This window comes from Curtobacterium sp. ZW137, from assembly GCF_003762905.1.
GTDB lineage: Bacteria > Actinomycetota > Actinomycetes > Actinomycetales > Microbacteriaceae > Curtobacterium.
Window position 1 is genome coordinate 36,986 of record NZ_RJKS01000005.1, and the last position, 24,393, is coordinate 61,378.

At 70.3% G+C, this 24,393-nt stretch carries 24 protein-coding genes, 2 tRNA genes and 1 pseudogene; 12 read left to right on the plus strand and 15 right to left on the minus strand.

Annotated elements, in window-relative coordinates; all coding sequences use genetic code 11:
• Window positions 1-29: 29 nt before the first annotated feature.
• The 9 genes from EDF55_RS16405 to EDF55_RS16435 all read left to right on the plus strand — a co-directional run bounded on the left by EDF55_RS16405 (window position 30) and on the right by EDF55_RS16435 (window position 4,085).
• A tRNA-Thr gene (locus EDF55_RS16405) sits at window positions 30-102 on the plus strand.
• A 1,033-nt stretch (window positions 103-1,135) separates the two neighbouring features.
• Entirely contained in the window at window positions 1,136-2,077 is a 942-nt protein-coding gene (locus tag EDF55_RS16410; protein ID WP_123656061.1) for a hypothetical protein, read from the plus strand.
• Window positions 2,043-2,249 (plus strand): hypothetical protein, encoded by a 207-nt coding sequence (locus EDF55_RS16415; protein WP_123656062.1) that lies wholly within the window; start codon window positions 2,043-2,045, stop codon window positions 2,247-2,249. Before EDF55_RS16410 ends, EDF55_RS16415 begins: the two co-directional genes overlap by 35 nt.
• A gap of 311 nt (window positions 2,250-2,560) precedes the next feature.
• Window positions 2,561-2,731 (plus strand): hypothetical protein, encoded by a 171-nt coding sequence (locus tag EDF55_RS18930; RefSeq protein ID WP_185017491.1) that lies wholly within the window; start codon window positions 2,561-2,563, stop codon window positions 2,729-2,731.
• Window positions 2,724-2,930, plus strand: a complete 207-nt coding sequence (locus tag EDF55_RS16420; RefSeq protein WP_123656063.1) for a hypothetical protein — start codon at window positions 2,724-2,726, stop codon at window positions 2,928-2,930. The genes EDF55_RS18930 and EDF55_RS16420 overlap by 8 nt, the downstream gene beginning before the upstream one ends.
• Window positions 2,923-3,066 (plus strand): hypothetical protein, encoded by a 144-nt coding sequence (locus tag EDF55_RS18935; RefSeq protein ID WP_185017493.1) that lies wholly within the window; start codon window positions 2,923-2,925, stop codon window positions 3,064-3,066. The genes EDF55_RS16420 and EDF55_RS18935 overlap by 8 nt, the downstream gene beginning before the upstream one ends.
• Window positions 3,066-3,230 carry a DUF4236 domain-containing protein gene (locus tag EDF55_RS16425; protein WP_123656064.1) on the plus strand — a complete coding sequence of 55 codons (165 nt, stop codon included), beginning with the start codon at window positions 3,066-3,068 and terminating at the stop codon, window positions 3,228-3,230. The genes EDF55_RS18935 and EDF55_RS16425 overlap by 1 nt, the downstream gene beginning before the upstream one ends.
• A 54-nt stretch (window positions 3,231-3,284) precedes the next feature.
• The gene (locus EDF55_RS16430; RefSeq protein WP_123656065.1) at window positions 3,285-3,929 is read left to right on the plus strand and encodes a PASTA domain-containing protein; all 645 of its coding nucleotides are present in this window, start codon (window positions 3,285-3,287) and stop codon (window positions 3,927-3,929) included.
• A 79-nt stretch (window positions 3,930-4,008) separates the two neighbouring features.
• Window positions 4,009-4,085: transfer RNA gene (locus EDF55_RS16435), tRNA-Thr, on the plus strand.
• Window positions 4,086-4,138: 53 nt separating this feature from the next.
• Here EDF55_RS16435 and EDF55_RS16440 read toward each other — a convergent pair.
• The 5 genes from EDF55_RS16440 to EDF55_RS16460 all read right to left on the minus strand — a co-directional run bounded on the left by EDF55_RS16440 (window position 4,139) and on the right by EDF55_RS16460 (window position 11,022).
• Window positions 4,139-5,524, minus strand: coding sequence for an aminotransferase class V-fold PLP-dependent enzyme (locus EDF55_RS16440; protein ID WP_123656066.1), 1,386 nt, complete (start codon window positions 5,522-5,524; stop codon window positions 4,139-4,141).
• A 225-nt stretch (window positions 5,525-5,749) separates the two neighbouring features.
• Window positions 5,750-6,601, minus strand: a complete 852-nt coding sequence (locus tag EDF55_RS16445) for an ABC transporter permease (RefSeq protein ID WP_123656067.1) — start codon at window positions 6,599-6,601, stop codon at window positions 5,750-5,752.
• Window positions 6,598-7,524, minus strand: coding sequence for an ABC transporter ATP-binding protein (locus EDF55_RS16450; protein ID WP_123656068.1), 927 nt, complete (start codon window positions 7,522-7,524; stop codon window positions 6,598-6,600). The genes EDF55_RS16445 and EDF55_RS16450 overlap by 4 nt, the downstream gene beginning before the upstream one ends.
• 67 nt (window positions 7,525-7,591) lie before the next feature.
• Window positions 7,592-9,289, minus strand: a complete 1,698-nt coding sequence (locus EDF55_RS16455) for an alpha-glucosidase (protein ID WP_260236091.1) — start codon at window positions 9,287-9,289, stop codon at window positions 7,592-7,594.
• Window positions 9,290-9,342: 53 nt separating this feature from the next.
• A complete protein-coding gene (locus tag EDF55_RS16460) occupies window positions 9,343-11,022 on the minus strand; it encodes an HAD family acid phosphatase (RefSeq protein WP_123656069.1) in 1,680 nt (559 codons plus the stop codon).
• A gap of 151 nt (window positions 11,023-11,173) precedes the next feature.
• Between EDF55_RS16460 and EDF55_RS16465 the strand changes: the two genes are divergently transcribed.
• The 3 genes from EDF55_RS16465 (at window position 11,174) to EDF55_RS16475 (ending at window position 14,364) form a co-directional block, all read left to right on the plus strand.
• Window positions 11,174-12,169 carry a Gfo/Idh/MocA family protein gene (locus EDF55_RS16465; protein WP_123656070.1) on the plus strand — a complete coding sequence of 332 codons (996 nt, stop codon included), beginning with the start codon at window positions 11,174-11,176 and terminating at the stop codon, window positions 12,167-12,169.
• A 71-nt stretch (window positions 12,170-12,240) separates the two neighbouring features.
• Complete coding sequence (locus tag EDF55_RS16470) at window positions 12,241-13,725, plus strand: D-alanyl-D-alanine carboxypeptidase/D-alanyl-D-alanine-endopeptidase (protein ID WP_123656071.1); 1,485 nt, start codon at window positions 12,241-12,243, stop codon at window positions 13,723-13,725.
• 18 nt (window positions 13,726-13,743) lie between these two features.
• Entirely contained in the window at window positions 13,744-14,364 is a 621-nt protein-coding gene (locus EDF55_RS16475; RefSeq protein ID WP_123656072.1) for an isochorismatase family protein, read from the plus strand.
• 62 nt (window positions 14,365-14,426) lie between these two features.
• Here the strand turns inward: EDF55_RS16475 and EDF55_RS16480 are convergent, their stop codons facing one another.
• From EDF55_RS16480 to EDF55_RS16530, 10 genes and pseudogenes are all read right to left on the minus strand, one after another.
• Window positions 14,427-16,280 (minus strand): ABC transporter ATP-binding protein, encoded by a 1,854-nt coding sequence (locus tag EDF55_RS16480; protein WP_123656073.1) that lies wholly within the window; start codon window positions 16,278-16,280, stop codon window positions 14,427-14,429.
• A gap of 6 nt (window positions 16,281-16,286) precedes the next feature.
• Window positions 16,287-16,502, minus strand: a complete 216-nt coding sequence (locus tag EDF55_RS16485) for a hypothetical protein (protein WP_123656074.1) — start codon at window positions 16,500-16,502, stop codon at window positions 16,287-16,289.
• A gap of 603 nt (window positions 16,503-17,105) precedes the next feature.
• Window positions 17,106-18,563, minus strand: a complete 1,458-nt coding sequence (locus EDF55_RS16495; RefSeq protein WP_123656075.1) for an MFS transporter — start codon at window positions 18,561-18,563, stop codon at window positions 17,106-17,108.
• 174 nt (window positions 18,564-18,737) lie between these two features.
• A pseudogene (gene ribA / locus EDF55_RS16500) lies at window positions 18,738-19,379 on the minus strand (GTP cyclohydrolase II); the annotation flags it as partial.
• Window positions 19,380-19,390: 11 nt separating this feature from the next.
• Window positions 19,391-20,446, minus strand: coding sequence for a bifunctional diaminohydroxyphosphoribosylaminopyrimidine deaminase/5-amino-6-(5-phosphoribosylamino)uracil reductase RibD (gene ribD, locus EDF55_RS16505; protein WP_185017495.1), 1,056 nt, complete (start codon window positions 20,444-20,446; stop codon window positions 19,391-19,393).
• A 68-nt stretch (window positions 20,447-20,514) separates the two neighbouring features.
• A complete protein-coding gene (locus EDF55_RS16510) occupies window positions 20,515-21,096 on the minus strand; it encodes a GNAT family N-acetyltransferase (RefSeq protein WP_185017497.1) in 582 nt (193 codons plus the stop codon).
• 2 nt (window positions 21,097-21,098) lie between these two features.
• Complete coding sequence (gene trpS / locus EDF55_RS16515; protein WP_123656079.1) at window positions 21,099-22,109, minus strand: tryptophan--tRNA ligase; 1,011 nt, start codon at window positions 22,107-22,109, stop codon at window positions 21,099-21,101.
• Between the two features lie 41 nt (window positions 22,110-22,150).
• A complete protein-coding gene (locus EDF55_RS16520) occupies window positions 22,151-22,993 on the minus strand; it encodes an exodeoxyribonuclease III (RefSeq protein WP_123656080.1) in 843 nt (280 codons plus the stop codon).
• A gap of 160 nt (window positions 22,994-23,153) precedes the next feature.
• Window positions 23,154-23,426: an HPr family phosphocarrier protein gene (locus EDF55_RS16525; protein ID WP_123656081.1), complete on the minus strand. Its 273-nt coding sequence runs from the start codon at window positions 23,424-23,426 to the stop codon at window positions 23,154-23,156.
• A gap of 67 nt (window positions 23,427-23,493) precedes the next feature.
• Window positions 23,494-24,264, minus strand: a complete 771-nt coding sequence (locus EDF55_RS16530; protein ID WP_123656082.1) for a DeoR/GlpR family DNA-binding transcription regulator — start codon at window positions 24,262-24,264, stop codon at window positions 23,494-23,496.
• Window positions 24,265-24,393 lie beyond the last annotated feature (129 nt).

Below are 24,393 nucleotides of genomic sequence, written 5' to 3' on the forward strand. Positions count from 1 at the left end.
TCCCGTGCCGCTCCGGGAACGGAGCGTCCGCCGCCTTAGCTCAGTCGGTAGAGCGATTCACTCGTAATGAATAGGTCGTCGGTTCGATTCCGACAGGCGGCTCCGCACGAAAAGCCCCGGTCAAGTCCGCTCTCTGAGCAGCTTTGGCCGGGGCTTTTTCGTGCCTTGGTGCACACAGCAGTACACACAACCGCGAAAGGGCCGGCGCGGGATGTCGGCGGGCCGACGTACTGTGCGGGCATGGAAGCCAACCCCTGCCCCGCCTGTGGCCGCGAGCGTGGCCTCGGCCGCACTGTGCTCGGCGTCGACGACCGTGGAGGGCCGATCCTGGACGAACCACAGCCGGTGAACTTCTGCGAGCCGTGCACGATCGGCGTCGACCCATCATCGAGATGGCCCCGAGAGCGGCGACCTCAGTTCCGGGACGTGCCTCGAACTGCGTGCGGATGGGTCGAGATGCCGGACGGCACGCTGGTCTCGCCTGGCGAGCAGTTCTGAGGCAGTATCCGAGCACAAGTGGGCACCGCCCGAACATCAGGACGTCCCGATCTACGCAGCCGAGTCGCTGCCCCTCGACCAGATCGGCAGCCCCGAGTCCGTTGACCCGCCACAGCCCGTCTGGATCGACCGGCTCCGGTTCGAGCAGATCGGCACGCTCGACAAGGTGAAGGCGTTCGCGGTCGCCCGCTCCGACGTAGCCGTGTTCGCCGAGATCGCCTGGCAGGGTCGACTGCAGCGCGCATGGGTGCCACGCACATCGGTCACCACGCGCAAGCTCGCGCCGCGGCGGGACTAATGGCTCGCCGCAGGCGAGACAGGTGGGCGCTCGGGCCAGCGTTCTCGCTACCCGAGGCCGCGCGTGGCGGGCCAGAGGTCGACCTTCACACGGCCGATCCAGTCCTCGCCTGGTTGCAGTTCCCCGACCGCATCCTCGAGGTGGAGGGCCGGGTGATTGCCTATACGGAGCGCGCGGTACTCGTGGAGTGGGGCTTCGGGCAGGCGAGTGACTGCGCATGGGTCTGGCGAGACGCGATTCGTACCGCGGACCCCTGAGCGGGGGATAGAACCTAGAACCGACCACTGGGTATGTTCGCAGGGTTGTGTGCCCACAGGGGGTCGCACGCGAGAGGACACTATGAGCACGGCTGAGCCAGCATCCGCGGACTACAGCGAAATCACCGACGGCGTGATGCAGCTTCGTTTCGCTGACGATTCCAACTCCGTACACGCGCTCAACGCGGCCGAGGTAGCTGAAGTACTGCAGGGCATCGTCGAGTTCACCAGCGACATGGCAAAGCACGGTCTGTTCGGCGACGGCATGCCGCCTGAAGTGAAGGTCCGGCCGGTCCGCGAAGGATCCTTCATCATCGACGCGATCCTGCAGTTCGCGAGCGACAACCCCGAGGTGGCGACGGCCCTCAGCGGCGGTGCGGGCGTGGTCATCACCAAGGCTGCCGAGATCGCCGTGAAGGTCCTGCGGGGTACGCCGATGGAATCTGCCCAGGAGATGAGCGACGGCGGCATGATCATCACGTGGAAGGGAGGCGGCGTCAACACGGTGCCGAAGGACGCCTGGCGACGCATCAACGCCATGAAGCGCCCGACGCGCAAGGCCGTGCAAAAGCTGCTCGCGCCGCTCGCAAACGAAGCCGAGGTACTTGAGCTTCGCGGCGGCGACGTGAACACGCCCTCGGAGGCGCTGTCGTCTGCGGAGCCCGAGTTCGTCGCCACCCCGAGCGACTTCCGTGATGCCTCCTTCGAAGCCGACGATGTCGAGGAAGAAGTCGAAACCTTCGAGACCGAAGCGCGCCTGCAGAGCATCGACTTCCGCCCCGGCCAGAAGTGGCGCGTGGCCACCACTGATGGGACTCGACTTGCTACGATTGAGGACGAAGAGTTCCTGCGCGGTCTTGATGAGGGCATCGCCCTCCACAAGAACGACATCTTCCAGGTGACCATCCGCGAAGTGCGCACGATCACGAACGGCCGAGTTGCCACAGACTGGTCCATCACCAACGCAAGGCGGACGAAGCGAGGCTCTGATGACGGAGATGCACTCCCCGCACGGTCGTCGTGACCACGGCTGGCTCGACGACATCAATTTACTGAGCGCAGCGCTCCTGCTTGTATCCGTCGTGTGCATCGTCCTGACGCTGATCGGGATCTCCCGCCACGGGAGTGCCGCTTACTGGGTCTTCATCCCGACGGCACTGGCGGTGTGGAACATCCTTACGCTGCGCCGACGCTAGCGGGATCAGCAGGCCCCCATCGACTCTCGGTGGGGGCTTTCGCTTTTCCGCGGCCAGAATTCTCCGTCGACTTCTCGGGCAAGTAGTGTATACCGGGAACACAACAACAGAGAGGGGGGATGCGATTGGAATCGCAGCAGTCGTGATCGCGGCACTGTCGCTCATCGTCCAGGTCACGCAGTGGCTCACGGGGATGAAGCAGAACCGCAGCGCACGACACCGGAAGTGAAGAAGGGACCGGAGGCACAACAATTGCCTCCGGTCCCGCTCCCGGGATTCTACGCGCAGCCCCTCCCAGAGAGGAGGACGAGATGAAGAAGATCATGCGCACCCGTGCCGCGCAGACCGCGGCCACGGTGGGTGCCATCATGGCGGCCGCGTCGGTCGCCGCCGGCCGGTACTGGCCGCTCATGCTCGCGCTGTGGGCGGGATGGGCCGTGGTATCCGTCCTGTCTGTCCGGCAGGAGGTGCTCCGTGGCTGACCTGCACGAGCTTGGCACCCGGCGCGGTGAGCTGCTCGACGAGCTCGAGCGCGTCACCGAGGAGATCCGTCCCGTCGCAGTCGAGGCGGTACGGGACGGGTCCCCGAAGTTCTATGTCGCGAGGGATGCGCGCGTCACCCGGCGCACGCTGGACGCGTGGATCGAAGCGAGCAAGCACGAGGGAGACGACGATGAGTGAGACGAGGGAACTGGTCCGACCGACGCGCGCCGACCAGGCGACGCGAGTCCTGGTGGCTGTGCGCCGCGGGCTGTCCACGGCGACGTGGCTGTGCGACGAGGCGCTCGGCGTGCTCGAGCGAGGGGCGCAGCGCTGATGGGCCTTCTGTTCCGCCGCAGCAAGAAGCTCGGCCGCGGTGTCAGCGCCACCGTCACCCAGCGCGGCGTCTCGGTGTCCGCGCGCAAGGGTCCGGTCTCGATCTCCTCGAAGGGTCACGTGACGATCCTTCTCGGCAAGGGGTTCAGCTTCCGGCTGTTCTAGCCCCACGCGAACAGGGGTGTCGGCACGCCAGCAGCAGTCCGGCATGATGGCCGCATGGGGACCTTCACGTACACACAGCAGCCGGCGCGCGCACGCGGCCTGCTGCGAGCGCTCATCGCGATCTTCGTCGGACTCAGCCTGGTTCTCGGCGGCGCAACCACCGCGCACGCAGCTGACAAGGTGAAGACGCCCAAGGTGACCGGGCAGTCCGCTGACGACGCCCGCGACAAGCTCGAGGACCTCGGGTTCAAGGTGAAGCTCAAGGCGAAGCCGAAAGCCGACGGCCCGGTGTTCCTCGAATCGAACTGGAAGGTCTCGAAGCAGAGCGTGAAGGCTGGCAAGAAGGTGAAGGAGGGCAAGAAGATCACCCTTACCGTCAAGAAGAAGAAGAAGGCCGCTACGAGCTCGCCCACTGCGACAGCGTCACCGACTGCCGACCCAGACGTGACCACCGCCGGGCTCGACTCCGCGCACGCCCTCACCGCCTGCGATCGGTACGGCGACCAGCAGTTCCCGTACGGCTGGAAGGGACACGTGTTCCTCGGCGTCATCGCAGACGAGAACCAAGGCGACCACTACTTCGTGAAGTTCGAAGCAGACGTCACCAACGCGTACAACGCCACCGCATCCGGCACCGCCGAATGCACCGTCGGCGGGTCCAACGACACACCCATGGTCACAGAGTTCAACGTCTACTGACCCAGCAACGACGAAAGACCCCCACCAGGATCCCGAGGGAACCGGTGTTGACGGGCTAGTGACGCCGATTCCAGCGCTCGCCGAGTACCCCCAGCCTACGGCACCGATTCACTCGTAATGAATAGGTCGTCGGTTCGATTCCGACAGGCGGCTCCACGAAGAAGGGCCCCGATCCGCTTGCAGAAGCGGATCGGGGCCCTTTCTCGTGGTCAGGTCGCGGCGGCCATCGCCCGCTCGACCGCGGCGATCGAGAACGCCACGTCGTCGTCATCGGTGGACCAGTTGCTCACCGAGATCCGCAGGACGTCCCTGCCCTGCCAATGCGATCCGGACATCCAGACCGCGCCCTCCCGGATGAGTTCCTGCGTGACGGCCCGGGTGTGCTCGTCGGACCCGAACGTCAGGCAGACCTGGGTGAAGACGACGTCGTTCAGCACCGCGACGCCCGGCAGCCGGGACAGTCCGGCGGCGAGGGCCTGCGCGTTCGCCACGAGCCGCTCCACCAGGTCGACGACCCCGCTGCGTCCGAGCTGTCGGAGCGCCGCCCACACCGGCACCCCGCGGGCGCGGCGGGACATCTCCGGGACCAGGTCGAAGGGCTCCGACGCGTCGGAGGGGTCGCGGATCAGGTAGGCCGTCTGCGTCCCGAGCGCCGCACGCGTGACCGACGGCCGCGCGACGATCGCCAGACCGCAGTCGTACGGCACGTTGAGCGTCTTGTGGGCGTCGGTCGCCCAGGAGTCCGCCGTCTCGACGCCGTCGAGCATCGGCCGCAGGGCGGGGCTCGCAGCGGCCCACAGCCCGAACGCTCCGTCGACGTGCACCCAGGCGCCGTGGTCGTGCGCCACGGCGACGGCTTCGCGCATCGGGTCGAAGGCGCCGGAGTGCAGGTTGCCGGCCTGGAGACACACGATGACCGGTCCGTCCACTGACTCCAGGTGTGCGCGGAGCGCCTGGACGAGGATCCTGCCCTGGTCGTCCGCGTCCACGAGCGTCGGCGCGCCGAAGCCCAGGTACCGGAGCGCGAGGTCGAGCGAGGTGTGGCGTTCCGCGCCGACGAGCACCGTCACCGGGGGAGCGCCGATCAGCCCGGCGACGTTGACGTCCCAGCCGACCGCGTCGAGGACGGCTGCGCGGGCCGCGGCGAGGCCGGTCCAGTTCGCCATCGTCGCCCCCGTGGTGAACCCGACGTCCGAGCCCACCGGCAGCCCGAGCACGTCGAGCAGCCATCCACCGGCCACCTCCTCGATGGCGGCGGTCGCGGGAGTCGGGTACCGCATCGCGGCGTTCTGGTCCCACGCGCTGACGAGCCAGTCCGCGGCCATCGACGCCGGGAGGGTCCCGCCGATCACCCATCCGAAGAACCGGCCGGACGGCATCGCCATCAGTCCGGGCTCGGCGAGGGTCGCGAGCTCGTCGACGACGTCGGCCGCCGCGGTCGGGCCGTCCGGCAGGGGACGACCGAACGCCGCCGTCATCGCGTCGACGTCCTGCGACGGGGCGACCGGGCGATCGGGGAGGCTCTCGATCCACGCGAGCGCGTGCGCCTGGGCCCGTGCGAGTGCGGCGCGGTGGTCGTCCGGATCGATGTCCATGCGGTGATGGTCGTCCCGTTCGGTCACACCCGCAAGCCCCTTCCGACGCCAGCCCGGTCCGGCGTCCGGCGACCCACCGGACGGGAGGCGCGGTGCGGGGCCGACCCGAGCCTCCAGGCCGGTGGTGGTCGCGACCAGGCCACGGACTGGTGCACGAAAGCGACAGTGGTCGAGCGCTGCGCTCCCGACCACTGTCGCCTTCCGGTGGTGCTCCTCGCGGCGTGCTCAGACGTCGCGAGCGCGCGCGACCGCGATGGCGGCCGCGCCGACGGCGACGACCTCCGCGGCCAGCACGGCGAACCCGCCCCAACCGTTCAGCACGAGCCCCGTCGTGGCACCGGTCTCGGCGGCCGGCGAGGCGTACGTGAAGAGCTGTCCGCCGGCATCCGACGGCAGGAACCGGCCGACGTCGGCGATCCACTGCGCACCGGTCAGCCCGGCGAAGATCGACAGGATGACGGGCAGCACCAGGAGGATGCCGAGGGTGATCGCGATGCCGCCGGCGCTCGACCGGACGAGCAGCCCGGTGCCGTAGGCGAGGAGTGCGAGCAGCGTGACGTAGACCGAGGAGCCGAGGATCGGCAGGAAGACCGCCGGGTCGGCGAGGTCCGGGCGGATCCCGTTCGCCGCCTGCAGTGGTGTCGCGATCAGCACACCGATCCACGTCGACACGACGCTCACGACGAAGGTCGCCAGCGCGAGCACGAACGCCTTCGCGAGGATCACACCGATCCGACCCGGGTCGGCCGTGAAGGTCGAACGGACCTGTCCGGTGCCGTACTCGCCGGTGATGATGAGGACGCCGAGGACCCCGACCACCAGGGCCGTGATCGACACACTCGCGGTGTTGACGCTCACCGTGGTGGCGTTCGCGGCGTCGGTCGGCATCGCGGCACCGTCCTGGTTCACGAACGTGCCGATGAGCACCGCCATCGCGATGGTCAGGACGACCAGGATGGCGTAGCACCAGACCGTCGACCGGATGCTGCGGAGCTTGATCCACTCGCTCCGGACGAGGCGGGGGAAGCTCAGGCCGGTGTTCGCCGGCAGGGTGGTGGTGGCGGTGGTGGCGCTCATCGGGTGCCCTCCGATCGGTACTCGACGTCGTCGCGGGTGAGGGCCATGTACGCCTCTTCCAGGCTCGCGCCCACCGGGGTGAGCTCGTGGAGGACGACGCCGGCCTGCGCGGCGATGGTCCCGACGGCGGCCGCGTCCGGGCCGACGACGAGGAACGAGCCGTCGTCACGCGGGGTGACCGCGGAGGCGGCCGGGCCGATCGCCGCGAACAGCTGGTCCGGCATCGGGGTGCGGACCACGACGCGGGACCCGCCACCGCCGGCGGTGCCGGCTCCGGCGACGAACTCCGCGATCGGGGCGTCGGCGAGCACCCGCCCGCGGCCGAGGACGACGACGCGGTCGGCGGTCTGCGCCATCTCGCTCATCAGGTGGCTCGAGAGGAAGACCGTGCGGCCGTCGGCGGCCATGCGCCGGGCGAGCTGCCGGACCCACACGACACCGTCGGGGTCGAGCCCGTTCACCGGCTCGTCGAGGATGAGGGTGCGCGGGTCACCGAGGAGCGCCGCGGCGATCCCGAGTCGCTGCCCCATGCCGAGCGAGAAACCGCCGACGCGCTTGCGGGCGACCGAGTCCAGCCCGGTCATGTCGATCACCTCGTGCACGCGGGACTTCGGGATGCCGTGCGTCGCCGCGAGCGAGAGCAGGTGGTTGTACGCGCTCCGTCCGGAGTGCACCGCCTTGGCCTCGAGCAGCGCCCCGACCTGGCGGAGCGGGTCACGGAACTCGCGGTAGGGGCGCCCGTTCACGGTGGCGCGACCGGCGGTCGGCCGGTCCAGCCCCATGATCATGCGCATCGTGGTGGACTTCCCGGCGCCGTTCGGGCCGAGGAAGCCGGTCACGCTGCCCGGCCGTACGACGAACGAGACGTCGTCGACGGCGAGCTTCGGACCGTAGCGTTTTGTGAGATGGTCGACTTCGATCACGGCGGCCACGGTACGGCAGCCCGCCGGGGCCGCACGTCCCCCTCTGGATGGAGATCCCGCGGCGGTGTCAGGCCGGGCCGAACTCGTGCACGCGGGCTTCCCACGGCCGGAGTTCGTCGGCGACCTCCGGTCGGCCGAGGTTGCCGAGCACGAGCGTCTCGAGCCGGCTGCCGATCGCGGCGGGCAGCATCACCACGGACGACGACAGGTTCGCGACCACGACGAGCGGCGGTTCGGACTCGTCGACGAGCGTCCGGGTGAACGCCCAGAGCGACGGGTGGTCGGGCTCGAGCAGCTCGAACTCGCCGAGCCGCACCGTCCGGGACGCGTGACGGAGGTCGATCAGCCGACGGTGGTGGTCGAACACCGAGCGGTCGCCGGCGGCTCGGTCGGCCGCGACGGTGATCGACGGCCAGCCCTGCCCCATGCCGATCCACGGGGTGACGGCCGAGAAGCCGCCTGCCGGCGCGGAGTCGTCCCAGGGGATCGGCGTCCGCGCGTTGTCCCGACTGCGGAACGCGAGCGCGTCGAGGGCGTCCGGGATGGACGTCCCGCGCCCCACGGCGCCGCGGAACCAGTTCAGCGACTCGATGTCCCGGTAGTCCTCGATCCGCTCGAACCCCGCGTTCACCATGCCGATCTCGTCGCCCTGGTACACGTACGGGGTGCCGCGGTGCAGGTGCAGGACGGTGGCGAGCAGGGTCGCGGACTCGTACCGGAGCGTGAACGGATCGGCGTCGAACCCGGCAGCGGCGGCGACCGCGGCGGCACCGAACCGCGAGACCGGGCGGGGCTGGTCGTGGTTGGCGAGGTAGAGCGAGTTCCAGCCGGACTCCGCCAGCCCGGTCTGCCAGCGGGCCAGCGAGGTCTTGAGCGCCGGCAGGTCGAACGGACGGTTGTCGAACTTCGTGTCCGGGCCGTGGTCGAGGCCGACGTGCTCGAACTGGAACACCATGTCGAGTTCACGGCGCTCCGGGTCGGTGAACAGTGCCGCGTCCGCCACGGTGACGCCGGGCATCTCGCCCACGGTGAGGAGCGCGTCCCGCCCGGCGAACACCCGCTCGTGCATCTCCTGCAGGTGGTCGTGGATGCGGGGCTGCATGACGTAACCGGCGCTGCCGTCCGACAGCGACGCCGGGTCCTTCGCGATGTGGTTGATGACGTCCATCCTGAAGCCGTCCACACCGCGGTCCAGCCAGCCGTTCATCATGGCGTAGACCGCGGCGCGGAGGTCCGGGTTGTCCCAGTTCAGGTCCGGCTGCTGGGGCGTGAACATGTGCAGGTAGTACTGCCCGGTGCCGGGGTCCCAGCTCCACGCCGGGCCACCGAACGCGGCGCGCCACTCGTTCGGCTCGTGGCCGTCGACGGGATCCCGCCAGATGTACCAGTCGTGCTTCGGGCACGCGCGGGACAGCTTGGCGGCGCGGAACCACGGGTGCTGGTCGCTCGAGTGGTTCACGACGAGGTCCATCACCAGCTTCATCCCGCGGCGGTGCACCTCGACGAGCAGCGCGTCGAACTCGTCGATCGTGCCGAACAGCGGATCGATGTCCTCGTAGTCGCTGATGTCGTACCCGTTGTCGGCCTGCGGGGACCGGTAGACGGGGGAGAGCCAGATCACGTCGACGCCGAGGTCAGCGATGTGGTCGAGGTGCTGCCGGAGCCCGGCGAGGTCCCCGACCCCGTCGCCGTTGCCGTCGGCGAAGCTCCTCGGGTAGACCTGGTAGACCACTGCGTCCGTCCACCACGGCTCTGGACCACTCACTGCTGACGCCTCCTCGCGCTCGCCCTCCCCGTCTCGTCCGACGCTACGACTGCTCAGGGCAGGTAGTACGTCGGGTTCGGCAGTTTCACGGCTCGGTCCGCTGAGCCGCCGAGCAGGTCGCTGTACTGGTCGCCCAGGTTGGCGACGACGTCGTAGTGTCCGCCGCTCCGGGACTCGATGTGCGCCCGGGTCTGCGACTTGTACTCGACCGTCGTGCACTTCGCCGTGGCGCAGGTGACGTACGACGGCTGCGTGCTCGTGCCGACCCCCGTCCACTTCGTGTAGTACGTCTGCGTACCGTGCTGTTCCGCGGCGAACTGCGGGTACCCGACCTTCTGCAGGTTCGCGATGGTCGCCGCCTTCTGGTCGTCGTTCCGCCCGGTCAGGCCGATGACGGTGCAACCGGAGCGCTGGGCGATCGACACGAGCGAGGTCATCGACGGGGTGGCGGGGAAGCGCTGGTCCTGCACCCAGACGTCCTGCTCGGCGGTGTCGAACACGAAGTGCATGTCGCCGACCTCCATGTCGTAGGTCCAGAGGGTGGTGTCGTCGGCGTCGAGCACGATCGCCGGGTTCTGGTGCTGGTGCCGGCCGACGGCGCACTGCGCGGCGATGACCGGCGCCTGGCGTGCCACGATCGAGCGCAGTTCGCGGATGTAGGGGGAGTCGGTCGTGTTCGCGATGCCGGTGCCCGGGTCGCCGTAGTACGTCGAGATCGTCTTCTTCACGGAGTCGATGTTCGGGATGCCCTCACCGCCCTGGTTCGCACCCGATGACCCGTCGGCCGCCATGCTGAAGTGCGTCCGCGGGGACAGCGACGGCTCGGAGACGCCCGGCAGGTCCGTCGAGGGGAGGTAGTACGTGGGGTTCGGCAGCTTCAGGTTCCGGTCCGCGTACCCGCCCTGCAGGTCGCTCCACTGGTCGCCGACGTTGAGCGTGATGTCGTAGCCGAGGTCCTGCTCGATGTGCTTGCGCGTGAGGGCCTTGTACTCGACGGTGGTGCACGACGCGGCGGCGCACGAGATGTAGGACGGCTGCGTGCTCGCGCCGACCCCGGTCCACTTGGTGAAGAAGTTTGCGCTCGTGAAGCCCTGGTACCCGACCTTGGTCAGGTTCGCGACGGTGGCGGCCTTCTGGTCGTCGTTCCGGCCGGTCAGCCCGAACACCGTGAAGCCCATCTTCGCCGCGGTGTTCACGAAGCCGACCATGGACGGGGTGGCGGCGAAGCGCTGGTCCTGCACCCAGACGTCCTGTTCCGCGGGGTCGAACACGAAGTGCATGTCCGCGACTTCCATGTCGTACGTCCACAGGGTGGTGTCGTCGGCGTCGAGGACGATCGCCGGCTTCTCCCCGCGCCGCACGGCACGGTCGTGGATCTGCCGCAGCTGCTTCGTCTGCCGGTCCACGATGGACCGCATCTCGCGGATGTAGGGGGAGTCGGTCGTGTTCGCGATGCCGGTGCCCGGGTCGCCGTAGTACGTCGCGATCGTCTTCTTCACGGAGTCGATGTTCGGGATGCCCTCACCGCCCTGGGTGGTGCCGGAGGAGCCGTCGGCCGCCATCGTGAACGAGGTCCGCGGCGTCAGCCCGGCATCCGGGTCGTGCCCGTGTCCGGGGGAGCCCCACCCGTGTGCCGATGCGGGAGCGGCACCGACGACGGTCGACGTCACGACGAGGGCCGCGCCAGCGGCGGCGATGGAGAGGAACCGGGAAGTGGACGCGAGTCGGCGCATGGGTTTCCTGATCTGGGAGCGGCGACCCCCGGTCGGGGGACGTGGCAGCACGCTAGCTGGCAATCAGCAGTGGAGTCCATAGCGAACCGCTGCATGTGGACAGACGACGGTGCGGCAGTGCTGTGGAGGAGCGGGCTGGTAGACAGGGGACATGACGGTTCGATGGGGAGTCATCGGGACGGGCGGCATCGCGCGTTCCTTCGTGGGCGACTGCACTGCGGCGGGCGTCGCGTTCGTCGCCGTCGGCAGCAGGACGCAGGCGAGCGCCGAGTCGTTCGCCGCCGAGTACGGCATCCCGCGGGCGCACGGCAGCTACGAGGACCTCGTGGCCGACCCCGACGTCGACGCGGTGTACGTCGCGACGCCGCACGCGCGGCACGCGGACGACGCCCTGCTCGCGATCGAGGCCGGCAAGCACGTGCTCGTGGAGAAGGCGTTCACGATCACCGCGGCGGAGGCCCGCCGCGTCGTCGACGCCGCTCGCCACCGCGACGTCGCCGTGATGGAGGCGATGTGGACGCGCTTCCTCCCGCAGATGACCATGATCCGCGAACTCGTCGCGGAGGGCCGCATCGGTCGGCCCCGCGTCGTCGAGGCCACCCACCACCAGGACCTGCCGCGCGACCCGTCGCACCGGCTGAACGACCCGGCGCTCGGCGGCGGGGCGATCCTCGACCTCGGCGTCTACCCGGTCTCCTTCGCGGTCGACGTGCTCGGTGCGCCGGTCGCCGTCGCCGCAGCGGGCACGCTCAGCGACCAGGGGGTCGACACGCAGATGGGCATCGTGATGACGCACGAGGGCGGGACGCAGTCGACGGTGCACTTCGCGCTCGACGTCCGCAGCCCGAACACCGCGTCGATCATCGGTGAGGACGGCCGGATCGACATCGACGCGACCTGGTACACCCCGACCACGTGGCGGCTCCGCGACCGTGACGGCGCCGTCGTCGAGGAGTACGACAGCCGGGAGGAACTCGCCGGCTACGCCCACGAGGTCCGCGCGTTCGAGTCGATGATCGTGTCCGGCGACCGCTCCGGCGGTGCGATGCCGATCGCGCAGACGATCGCGGTGATGGCAGCCATGGACGAGGCCCGTCGCCAGGTCGGCGTCCGGTACGCGGCGGACGACTCCTCCACAGCCCGGTAGCGCGGGTCGCGGTTCCACAGTCGGCAACCCGGCCTGGAGGCTCCTCCCGCAGTTCCGTAGGATCGCTTCCGATGTCTCCGCAACCGTCCCTCCCCGACCGCTTCCGCGGCGCGTTCACCGCGATCCGCGGCTCGATCGCGCGCAAGCCGATGCCGTGGGCGATCGGCGCCCTCGCAGCCGTCCTCGTGCTCGGGTCCGGGGGAGCGGTCGCGGTCGCCGCTGCCACCGCCCCGACCGCCACTGAGTCACCCGTCGCGGCCGCGTCGCCGAGTGCGTCGAGCACGGCCACGCGCAGCGCGACACCGGAGGCCACGCCCTCCGCGACCGCACCGGCACGCGCCGTGCCGACCGACGCCCCCGGGCCGTCCGCGCTCCGCACGTGCTCGATCGCGGGCGCCGCGTCGGCCGCGGGCCTCGGCAAGTTCGAGGGCTACGTGATGAACGCCAGCACCGGGGAGATGCTCTTCTCCCGGAACGGCGACACCGCGGCCCAGACCGGCAGCGTGATGAAGACCCTCACGACGGCGACCGCGCTGGCCGTGCTCGGCGGCAGCCACACGATCCCGACCACCGTCACCGACGAGGGCAACGGCACGATCGCCATCGTCGGACACGGTGACGCCACCCTGTCCGTCGGCGGTGCCACGGTGTACCCGGGGGCGCCGACCCTCGCCCAGCTCGCCCAGCAGGTCAAGGCGAAGCTCGGCAGCACGCCGGTGAAGTCCATCGTCACGGACGACACCTACTGGAACGACGCGGACGCCTGGGACCCGACGTGGCCCGTCAGCGAGCGGACGATCGGGTACCAGCCCGAGGTCACGGCGCTGATGGTCGACGGCGACCGCGCGAACCCCGCCGCTGCGACCTCGCCCCGGTCCGAAGACCCGGTCGGACGTGCCGGCACGGCCTTCCGGACGGCGCTCGCCAACGCCGGTGTGGTCGGCGCCGCCAACGCCACCATCGTGAAGCGTGCGACCACCAGCCAGACCACCATCGCGCAGGTGTCCTCGCAGCCGGTCACGACGCTCATCGGGCAGATGATCCCGAACTCGGACAACACCCTCGCCGAGATGCTCGCGCGGATCTCGTCCAAGGAGTCCGGCTCGAACGGGTCGGCGGCCTCGCTCTCGGGCGTCTACCAGAAGGCCCTCGCCACCTACGGCACGAACCCCACCGGCATCGTGATCAAGGACGGCTCGGGCGAGAGCGCGTCGAACGCGGTCTCGCCGAACTTCGTCGCACACCTCATGGTGCAGGTCGCGTCCGGCGCGAAGGGGCTCGGCACCCTGGCGCAGGCGCTCCCGGTCTCCGGGGTGTCCGGCACGCTCGCGAGCCGGTTCACGGGCGCGAACGCCGTCGCCCGCGGCAAGGTGCACGCCAAGACCGGGTGGATCGACAGCGCGAACACCCTCGGCGGGTACATCGACGCCGCCGACGGCACCAAGCTGACGTTCGCGTTCTACGCCATCGGGTCCTCCCGGGCGGCGGCACTGCCCGCGCTCGACGCCGTCACCGCGGCGACGTACTCGTGCGGAGCCAAGCTCACCAACAGCTGACCGGGGTTGGATCGGAGCATGACCAGGGCACTCATCGTGGTGGACGTGCAGAACGACTTCACCGAGGGCGGTGCGCTCGCCGTGGCGGGCGGCGCCGCGACGGCAGCACGGATCACCGCCTTCCTCGGCCGGCACGCCGAGGAGTACGACCTCATCGTCGCCTCGCGCGACTGGCACCACGGCGACGACGACAACGGTGGACACTTCGCCACGGTCGACGCCCCCGACTTCGAGACCACCTGGCCGGTGCACTGCGTCGCGGGTACCCCCGGTGCGGAGTACCACCCCGACCTCGACACCGAGTCGGTCGACGTCCACGTGGTGAAGGGGCAGGGCGAGCCCGCGTACTCCGCGTTCGAGGGCACGACGGAGTCCGGGGAAGACCTCGCCGACGTCCTCTTCGACCACCAGGTCCACGAGATCGGGGTCGTCGGCATCGCCACGGACCACTGCGTGCTCGCGACCGCGCAGGACGGCCTCAGTGCCGGACTCGACGTCGTCGTGTACACGGACCTGGTCGTCGGGGTCGACCCTGCGCGGAGTGCCGCCGCGCTCGAGGAGATCCGGGCAGCCGGTGGACACGTCGAACCGAGCGACATGGACGAGGGACTCGCGAACCCCGGCGGCGCCCAGCTCTGAGCCGGGCGCGCACCGGGTCGGCAGCGGCGGACGGCCGTCGCGGCTGACGGTGTTCGTGTGTGTCAGACGAGGAGCTGGTGCTTCGCCAGGTCCCGGTAGAGCGGCGTCGACTCGACGAGCTCCGAGTGGGTGCCGATGCCGACGACCCGTCCGTGCTCGAGCACGACGATGACGTCCGAGTCGACGACGGTGGACAGCCGGTGCGCGATGACGAGCAGGGTGCGGTCCTCGGCCACGGCGTCGATCGCCAGGCGCATCTTCTGCTCGTTCACCCCGTCGAGGGAGGACGTGGACTCGTCGAGCAGCAGGATCGGGGGAGCGGCGAGCAGCGCCCGGGCGATGGCCATGCGCTGACGCTCACCGCCGGAGAGCATCACGCCGTCCTCGCCGACCTGGGCGTCGAGGCCGCGGGGGTCGCGGTGCAGGACCTCACCGAGGTTGACGGCCTCGAGCACCCGGACGCAGTCGTCCTCGGTTGCGTTCGGCGACCCGAGCAGCAGGTTCGCGCGGATGGTGCCGGCGAGCACGGGGGCGTCCTGCTCGACGTAGCCGATCTGGGCACGGAGCTCGTCGCGGTCGAGCCCGCGGACATCGATGCCGCCGAGGCGGATCACGCCGTCCGTCGGGTCGTAGAAGCGCTCGATGAGGGCCAAGGTCGTCGACTTGCCGGCGCCGGAGGGGCCGACGAGTGCGACACGCGCGCCGTGCGGGACCCGGAACGACACGTCGTGCAGCACCGCCTGCTCGGTGTCAGCGGCTTCGTCGAGGCGACCAGGGCCTCCCGGCTGCTCGTCGGTCGAGGACGACGCGACCGCACCGTCGGGGCCCGACGCGCCGGACCGGGCGTACCGGAACGACACGTGTTCGAACGTGATGGCGTCGTCGGTCGCGACCGCTGCGGCCGGTCGGACGGCCGCGTCGTCCTGGTCCTCGGTCGGCAGGTGCAGGATCTCCTCGATCCGGCCGAGCGCGCCGAGCGCCTGGGCCACGGCGACCGCAGCGCCCATCGCCTGGCCGAGCGGCATGATCATCATGAAGAGCAGCAGGATGAACGTGATCAGCGTGGCGATCGTGATGGTGCCGGCCGCGACCTGGGCGCCGCCGACGCCGAGGACCGCGATGAACGCCACCTGCATCACGATGCTCGCGACGGGGACGACGAACGCGGACATCTTCGCGATGTCGAGGCCGCGCTTGTACGCCTCTGTCGCGTGGGTGTCGACCTCGCGCACCTCACGCTCGGTGGCACCGGCGGCGCGGATGGTGCGGACGGCGCCGATGCCGCGCTCGACGGCCGCGGTGAGGTCGCCGACCTTCTCCTGCGCGGCCTTCGAGGCGATGCGGATGCGGCGGCTGAGTCCGCCGACGACGACGATCGCGACGATGACGATCGCGACGGTGATGCCGAGGAGCAGCGGGTCGATGATCGCCATCGCGATGATCGCGCCGAGGAAGGTGAGGATGCCGCCGATCGACTCGATCAGCCCCTGCGTGAGGACCGCTCGGAGGAGCGTCGTGTCGCTGCCGACCCGGGACACCAGGTCACCGGTGCGACGCGTGTCGAACTCGGAGATCGGCAGGTTGAGGATCCGCGCGATGAGCTTGCGGCGCGTGGAGAGCACCACGCCCTCACCCGCACGCTGGAGCAGGAAGTGCTGCACGCCGTTGAGGACACCCGACACGATCACCAGGACCACGAGCGCCCACACGAGCATGCTCAGCGTGTTGCCGTGCTGCACGGCCGTGACCACCTGGTTCACGAGGAGCGGCTGCGCCAGGGACGCGCCCGCGCCGAGGATGCTCAGCACGATGATGACGACCATCGCGGGCTTGTTCTCGAACAGGTAGGACAGCAGGCGGCCGAAGGTGGCGCGGGGTCCGTCGGTCTTCTTCGGGCGGGCGAAGGGGGAGCTCATCGTGTCCTAGTTTCTGCCGTACTTCTTGTGCACTGCCTGTCGGCTGACACCGAGGAGCGTCGCGATCTCCTGCCACGAGGCGCCGGCGTTCCGGGCGCGGCGGGCGGCGAGTTCCTCGGTCCGGTCGAGTTCACGACGCAGTTCGCGCACGCTGGCCAGCGCGGAGAACGGGTCGTCTCCTGCCGCCCCTGCTGCGAGGTTCGTGATCGTCGGCCGGTCCATGCGTGTCAACCTACATTGACGCGCCGACGTCTGTCAACCTGAGTTGACGCGCAGGGTGGGCGCGGGCGCGGCGCGGCGCGGACGGGTTCGCGGGCGCTTTCCGACACGGCATGCGTCGATCGACTTCTGCGGTGTCGAATCATGCGGAAGCAGCGTGTGCGTGCGCATGGTTCGACACGATGGGAGTCGATCGACTGGTGCGGTGTCGCAAGAGTGGCGCGGACGCGGGCGCGGGCGCGGGGCGCTGCGCGGGCGCGGGCGCGGGGCGCTGCGCGGGCGCGGGCGGGCGCGGGGCGGGCGCGGGGCGGGCTGCGGGCGCGGCGCGGGGCGGGCGGCGGTGGCGGGAGATGCCGACCCGGAACGACAGCACCGTTGTCGTACGACAGCGCCTCTGTCGGTGCGGGGACCGCGCAACAGACCGCCCGAGCAACGGACGACAGCACCGTTGTCGTACGACAGCGACGTTGTCGTTTCGAGTCGGGACGGAACGCGGGCAGGCGGGCGCGGCAGGCGGGCAGGCCGCGGCAGGCCGGCCGGCGGGCAGACGGACGGGAGGCCCGGTGCCAGCTGGCACCGGGCCTCCCGTCCGCGGGGTGGGCGCGACTACGGCGCGAGGCTGCCGGACGTGTGCACGTGACCGTCCGACGCGGCGGCGTCGGCGGGGACACCGGCGCGTGCGGCACCGGTGTCGCCGAAGTCGCTGCCGCGGGTCTCGCGGATGAACAGGAGCGCGACGAGGGTGACGACCGCCGCGATGGTGAGGTAGAGCCCGACGAGGAAGATGTTCCCGTCCGGCTTCCACAGCGCCAGGGCGATCGTCGGCGCGAGCGATGCACCGAGGATCGACGCGACGTTGTACGCGATCGCCGAACCGGTGTAGCGGACGTTCGTCGGGAACAGCTCGGGGAGCAGGGCGCCCATCGGACCGAACGTCAGGCCCATCAGCGAGAGCCCCACGATGAGGAACGTCACGACGGTGATCGGGCCGGTGGAGGCGGCGAACCAGAACTGGAACGTCAGGCCGAACAGCGCGATGCCGATCGTGGTCGGGATGAGGGTCTTCCGGCGGCCGAACTTGTCGGCCAGGATGCCGGCGATCGGCGTGAAGATGCCGAAGAACACGACGCCGATCATGAGCAGCGTCAAGAACTCACCGCGGGAGTAGCCGAGCCCGACCTTGGGGACGAGTGCCGACGCGGTGGAGCCGGTGGTGCCGTAGGACAGCGTGAACGTGGTCATGAAGTAGAAGAGCACGTAGGTGGCGACCATGCCGAAGGTGCCGACGATGAGCGCCTTCCACGAGGTGCGGAACACGCGGCCGAGCGGGACCTTCGCGACGGTGCCGGACTCCTGGACGCCACGGAACACCGTCGACTCGACGAGCCGGAAGCGCACGTAGAGGCCGACGAGCACGAGCACGGCGGAGAGCAGGAACGGCAGGCGCCAGCCCCAGGCCTGGAACTCGGGGTTCGGGGTGCCGTCGGCGCCGGCGGGCATCGCGGCGTTGATCGCGATGAACAGGCCGTTGGCGAGGAGGAAGCCGATCGGGGCGCCGAGCTGCGGCATCGAACCGAAGACGCCGCGCTTGCCCTTCGGCGCGTTCTCGGTCGCGAGGAGCGCCGCGCCGGACCACTCGCCGCCGAGGCCGACACCCTGGGCGAAGCGCATCACGGCGAGGAGGACCGGGGCCCAGATGCCGATCGAGTCGAACGTCGGCAGGCAGCCGATGAGGAACGTGGCGGTGCCCATCACGAGCAGCGACGCGACGAGGGTGGTCTTGCGACCGATGCGGTCACCGAAGTGGCCGAAGATGACCGACCCGACGGGACGGGCGAAGAACGCGAGCGCGAACGTCACGAACGACGACAGCTGCGATGCGGTGGGGTCCTCGTTCGGGAAGAAGAGCGTCGGGAAGACGAGGACCGCGGCCGTCGCGTAGACGTAGAAGTCGTAGAACTCGATCGAGGTGCCGATGAGGCTCGCGACGACGACGCGGGAGCGCGGGTTCGTCTTCGGGGCGGGGGCGTGCGCTGAGGCGGGTGCTGCCGGTGAGGCGGACATGAGGCGGGGAGGACTCCGAACAGTGCGTCGTCGGACGACGCGAGCGGTACCGAACTGCGGACACCGATTCGGTTCGCGGGGTGGCGCGACGGGTCGATCGGGTGCGTTCGGCTGGTGGTGGACCGCTTGTGACGGGAGGTCAACAGTGTACGACGGATGTCGCGAACCTGCGAATCAGTTGTGTGCGCCCGCTTCGAGGTGTGCCGGCAGCGTGTGGCCCATCCGGTCGCGCTTGGTGTCCAGGTACGCCGCGTTCTGCGCGGAGATGCCGACGACGAGCGGGACGAGGGCGTCCACGACGATGCCGTGCTCCTCGAGCTGCCGACGCTTCTCCGGGTTGTTGGAGAGCAGCCGGACCCGCCCGATGCCGATGTCGGCGAGGATGCCGGCTGCGCCGCCGTACGCACGCGAGTCGGCGGGGAGCCCGAGCGCGAGGTTGGCGTCGAGGGTGTCGAGCCCGTCTTCCTGCAGGCGGTAGGCCTTGAGCTTGTTGATCAGGCCGATGCCCCGGCCTTCCTGCCCGCGGAGGTAGACGACGACCCCGCCCTCGGTCGCGATGGTGTCGAGCGCGGCGTCGAGCTGCGGGCCGCACTCGCACTTCAGCGACCCGAACGCTTCTCCGGTGAGGCACTCCGAGTGCACGCGCACGAGCGCACCGTCGGTGGGCGCGGACCCGTCGGGCAGCGCGCCGATGATGGCGACGTGCTCCGCCCCGGTCACGAGGTCCCGGTAGGCGCGCATCTCGAACGTGCCGTGGGTGGTCGGCACGTTCGTGGACACCTCGAACTGGACCGGACTGCCCGGGGTGGGGGAGGTCAGCGCGTCGGTCATGGGGTACTCCGGTCGTTACGGGCCCCGTCGTCAGCGTGCTCGCCGTGACGTCGAGCGGGGTCGGCGTGGACGGGTCGTGCGCGCACCAGCAGGTCAGGGCCGAGGCTGGTGGTCGATAGTACGTCCAACCGCCGACGCTCGTTCATGCTTCCCACGCCGATGTCACCGAGCGCAACACGGGGGCCGCCGAGGAGCACGGGTGCGACGTAGACGAGGACCTCGTCGACGAGTCCGGCGGCGATGAAGGCCGAGGCGACCGTCGGGCCGCCCTCGACGAAGACGGTCCGGATGCCCTGCTCGCCGAGCGCCCGGAGCGCGGCGTGGAGGTCGTGTCCCGGGAGCTGGAGGAAACCGCGTGGGTGCCGGCGGACCGCGGCGTCGGCGGGCACCGGGCGGTCGCCGAGCACGACGGCGAGCGGCTGGTCGGCGAGCAGCTCGCCGGCGTCGCCGCGTGCGGTGAGTGAGGCGTCGTCGGCGAGCACGGTCCCGGTCCCGACGACGATCGCGTCGTGGGCGGCACGCTGTTCGTGCACGTGCTGGCGAGCGGCGGCTCCGGTGATCCACTTGCTCGAACCGTCGGCCGCGGCGGCGCGGCCGTCCAGGCTCGAGGCCCACTTGACGGTGACCCACGGACGCCCATGGCGGACCGAGGTGAGCCAGCGCTCGAGGAACGTGGCCGCCTGGTCCGCGAGGACACCAGAGACGACGTCGACCCCGGCGGCGCGCAGCCGGTCGGCGCCCCCGTGCACGGCCGGGCCCGGGTCGTCGATCGCGTAGACGACCCGACCGACGCCGGCCTCGATGAGGGCGACCGAGCACGGGCCGGTGCGTCCGGTGTGGTTGCACGGCTCGAGGGTCACGACGACGGTCGCGCCGCGGAGCTCCTCGGGGGCGACCTTCGCCATCGCGTCAACCTCGGCGTGCGGGGTCCCCGCGCCCTTGTGCCAGCCCTCGGCGAGGGTCTCGCCGTCGGGGGAGAGGACGACGGCGCCGACGCGCGCGTGGTCACCGAGCACGGGACCGAGCGCCGCGAGCTCGAGCCCGCGTCGCATCGCCCGCACTTCAGCGGCCGAAGCGCCCGAAGCGCCAGAATCGCCCGAAGCGGCCGCGGATGCGGAGCTCATGCGAGACCCCCACCCGCGGCATACGACTCCGCCGGCCACGGCAGGTCGGACGCCGGGGTGCCGTCGGCACGCCGGAGCCCCTTCCACGCCGTCGCCGGGGAGCCGTCCCGGTTCGGGATGTTGGCGTCCCCGGTGCCGGTGTACGCGAACCCCGCCCGCCGTGCGACGTTCGCCGACGCGGCGTTCCCCACGTAGCACTCCCAGTACACGTCGGGAGCACCTTGCGCGAACGCCCAGTCCACGACGAGCGACACCGCATCGTGCACGAGCCCCTGCCCGCGGGCGGACGGCGCGAGCCAGAAGCCGATGTCCCGCCGCTCGGTGCGGTACGACACGACCCCTTCGAGCCAGGTGGACCCGTGGCGACGGATCGCCCACGTGTACTCCCGGTCGGACGCCCACCCCGGCCCGACGAGCGCATCGACGAACGCGTTGGCGTCCTGCGGACGGTACGGCGTCGGGATGGTCGTCCAGCGGATGACGTCCGGGTCCTGGCACCCGTCGGTGATCGCCACGGTGTCGGCGCGCGTCGGGACGTCCAGGCGGACCCGGTCGGAGGTGAGCGTGACGGGCAGCACGGTCAGCGCCGGGGACGCGGCACGAAGCCGATGCGGTCGTAAACGCGGGCGAGCGTGTCCTCCGCGATCGCCGACGCCCGGTCGGCTCCGACGGCGAGCAGCCGGTCGAGTTCGGCCGGGTCGTCGAGCAGTTCGAGCGTGCGGGCGCGGACCGGCTCGAGCTCGGCGACGACGGCGTCCGCCACCTCGCCCTTGAGGTCGCCGTAGCCCTTGCCCGCGAACGAGGTCTCGAGCGTGGTGACGGGCGTCCGGGTGAACGCGGACAGGATCGAGAGCAGGTTCGTGACGCCGGGCTTCTCCGCGCGGTCGGCGCGGATCTCCCGCTCGGTGTCGGTCACCGCGGACTTGATCTTCTTCGTGGTGCGCTTGGGCTCGTCGAGCAGCAGCACGAGACCCGAGTCGGACGCGGCCGACTTGCTCATCTTGCTGGTCGGGTCCTGCAGGTCGTAGATGCGCGCGGTGTCGCTGAGGATCCGGGCGTCGGGGACCACGAACGTGTCGCCGAACCGGGAGTTGAAGCGGTTCGCGAGGTCACGGGTCAGCTCGACGTGCTGGCGCTGGTCGTCCCCGACGGGCACCACCTGCGCGTCGTAGAGCAGGATGTCCGCCGCCATCAGCATCGGGTACGTGAAGAGGCCGACCGAGGCGGACTCCGCACCCTGCCGCGCCGACTTGTCCTTGAACTGGGTCATCCGGCTCGCCTCGCCGAAGCCGGTGATGGTGTTGAGCACCCAGGCGAGCTGCGCGTGCGCCGGCACGTGCGACTGGACGAACAGCGTCGACTTGGTCGGGTCGATCCCCGCCGCGATGTACTGCGCCGCGGTGCGCCGGGTGTTCTCGCGGAGCGCTTCCGGGTCCTGCGGGGAGGTGATGGCGTGCATGTCGACGACGCAGTAGATCGCGTCGTGCTCGTCCTGCAGGTCCCTCCACTGCATGAGGGCGCCGATGTAGTTGCCGAGGTGGAGGGATCCGGCGGAGGGCTGGATGCCCGAGAAGATGCGGGGCTTGGTCATGAGGTGGTCCTGAACTGCTGGAGGAGACGTGTGGGGGAGGGTCAGAGCTCGTAGTCGACGACCACGGGGGCGTGGTCGGACCATCGCTGGTCGTACGCCGCTGCGCGGTCGACCGTGTACGAGCTCACCTTCGCGGCGAGGTCGGGCGTGGCCATCTGGTAGTCGATGCGCCAGCCGGTGTCGTTGTCGAAGGCCTGTCCGCGCCAGGACCACCACGTGTACGGGCCGTCCACGTCGCCCGCCTGCGCACGGCCGACGTCGACCCAGCCGAGGCCCGGGCCCGTCGAACCGTCGGCACCGCTCACGGGCTCGCCGTCCCCCCCGAAGAAGCGGCTGAAGTACGCGCGCTCCTGCGGCAGGAAGCCGGCACGCTTGACGTTGCCCTTCCAGTTCTTGATGTCGCGTTCGTCGTGGCCGACGTTGAGGTCACCGACGACGACCGCGAGCGGGTTGTGCGCACGGACCTTCGGCAGGCGTTCCGTCATGGCGTCGAGGAACTTCCACTTCTCGTCCTGCTTCTCGGTGCCGACCTCGCCCGAGTGCACGTACGTGGAGACGACGGTCACCAGGGTGCCGCCGATCTCGTAGTCCGCTTCGAGCCAGCGGCCGGCGGAGTCGAACTCCGTCGGACCGAGCTCGACGCGGTGGATGTGCGCCTTGTGCTTCGAGGCGATCGCGACGCCCGCGCGGCCCTTCGCCGTGGCGGGGTCGTGCACGACGTCCCACTCGTCGCCGAGGAGCGCGGTGATGTCGTCGGTCGATGCACGGACTTCCTGCAGGGCCAGGACGTCGACGTCGCGCGTGGCCAGCCAGTCGCCCATGCCCTTGCGGAAGGCGGCACGGATGCCGTTCACGTTCACGGATGCGAGGCGCAGGCGAGTCATGCAGAACACCCTATCGGCGGGTGCCGACAGGCCCCGACCCGGCCGGGCGCGGCCCGGGACCAGACCGGGCGCGGCCGTCGACACGGCCACGGAACGGACGGGAGGCCCGGTGCCAGCCGGCACCGGGCCTCCCGTCCGGTCGTGGTCGCGACCGGTGCGTTCAGGCCGCGTCGTGGTCCGTCTTCAGGAAGTCGACCAGGCTGTCCGCCGTGGTCTCGGCGTCGTCGCCGGAGACGGTCAGCGTCACCTCGTCGCCGTTCTCGACGCCCAGGCCGAGGAGCCCGAGGATGCTGCCGGCGTTCGCCGACTTGTCGCCCTTGGCGATCGTGACCTGGTGGCCGGACGCGGTGACGGTCTGGACGAACAGCGACGCCGGACGGGCGTGCAGACCGGATCCGCTGGCGACGGTGACGGTGCGGGTGGCTTCGGACATCGATGAACTCCTTCGATGGGGTGGTTGGCTCATGGTAGCGAGCGGGTGGTCACGGGGACCGGGACGGTCAGGGTCGGCCGGGCCAGAAGACCTCGGTGCCGGCCGCCTCGACCTCGCGGACGAGGTCCAGGTTGACCGCCGGATCGGTGATGATCGTGTCGATCGCGGCGAGCGGTGCGACGCGGCCGAACTCCTCGCGGCCGAACTTCGTGTGGTCGGCGAGCAGGATGCTCCGGCGCGCGGCCTTGATCATCGCGGACTTCACGGCGGCCTCGGCCATGTTGTGCGTCGTCAGGCCGCGCTCGGGCGTGATGCCGTTGATGCTGATGAAGGCGACGTCGACGCTGACCATGCCGATCAGCTGGTGCGTCCACGTGCCGACGCCGGCGAGCGAGTCGCTCCGGATGTTGCCGCCGAGCAGGTGCAGGTCGATGCCCGGGCGGTTCGCGACGGCCATCGCGACCGGGAGCGAGTGGGTGACCACGGTGAGGCCACGGTCCGGCGGGAGCATCTCGGCGAGGCAGATCGTGGACGTGCCGGCGTCGATCATGATCGAGCCGTTCTCCGGCAGTTCCTCGAGCGCGGCCTCGGCGATCACCATCTTCTCGGCCTGGTTGATCCCGCCGCGGTCGCCGACGCCCGGGTGCAGCGTGATCCGCTCGACCGGGATGGCGCCGCCGTGGGCGCGACGGACGAGTCCGCGACGCTCGAGCGAGGTGAGGTCGCGGCGGATCGTCTCCGGGGTGACCTCGAGGAGCTCGGCGAGGTCCTTGACGTCGACCCGGCCGGCGGCGCGCGCCTGCTCGACGATGCGCTGGTGGCGCTCTGGTGCGTACATCGGACCTCGGTGTCTCGGAGGGGTGTCGTGTGGGGTGCTGTCCGCAGGTGTACTCGGAACCGAACGGACATGGACGGAGGAGAACCGGTCGGTCGACGCCCGAAGTGGGGGCCGGTCAGACGAAAACGG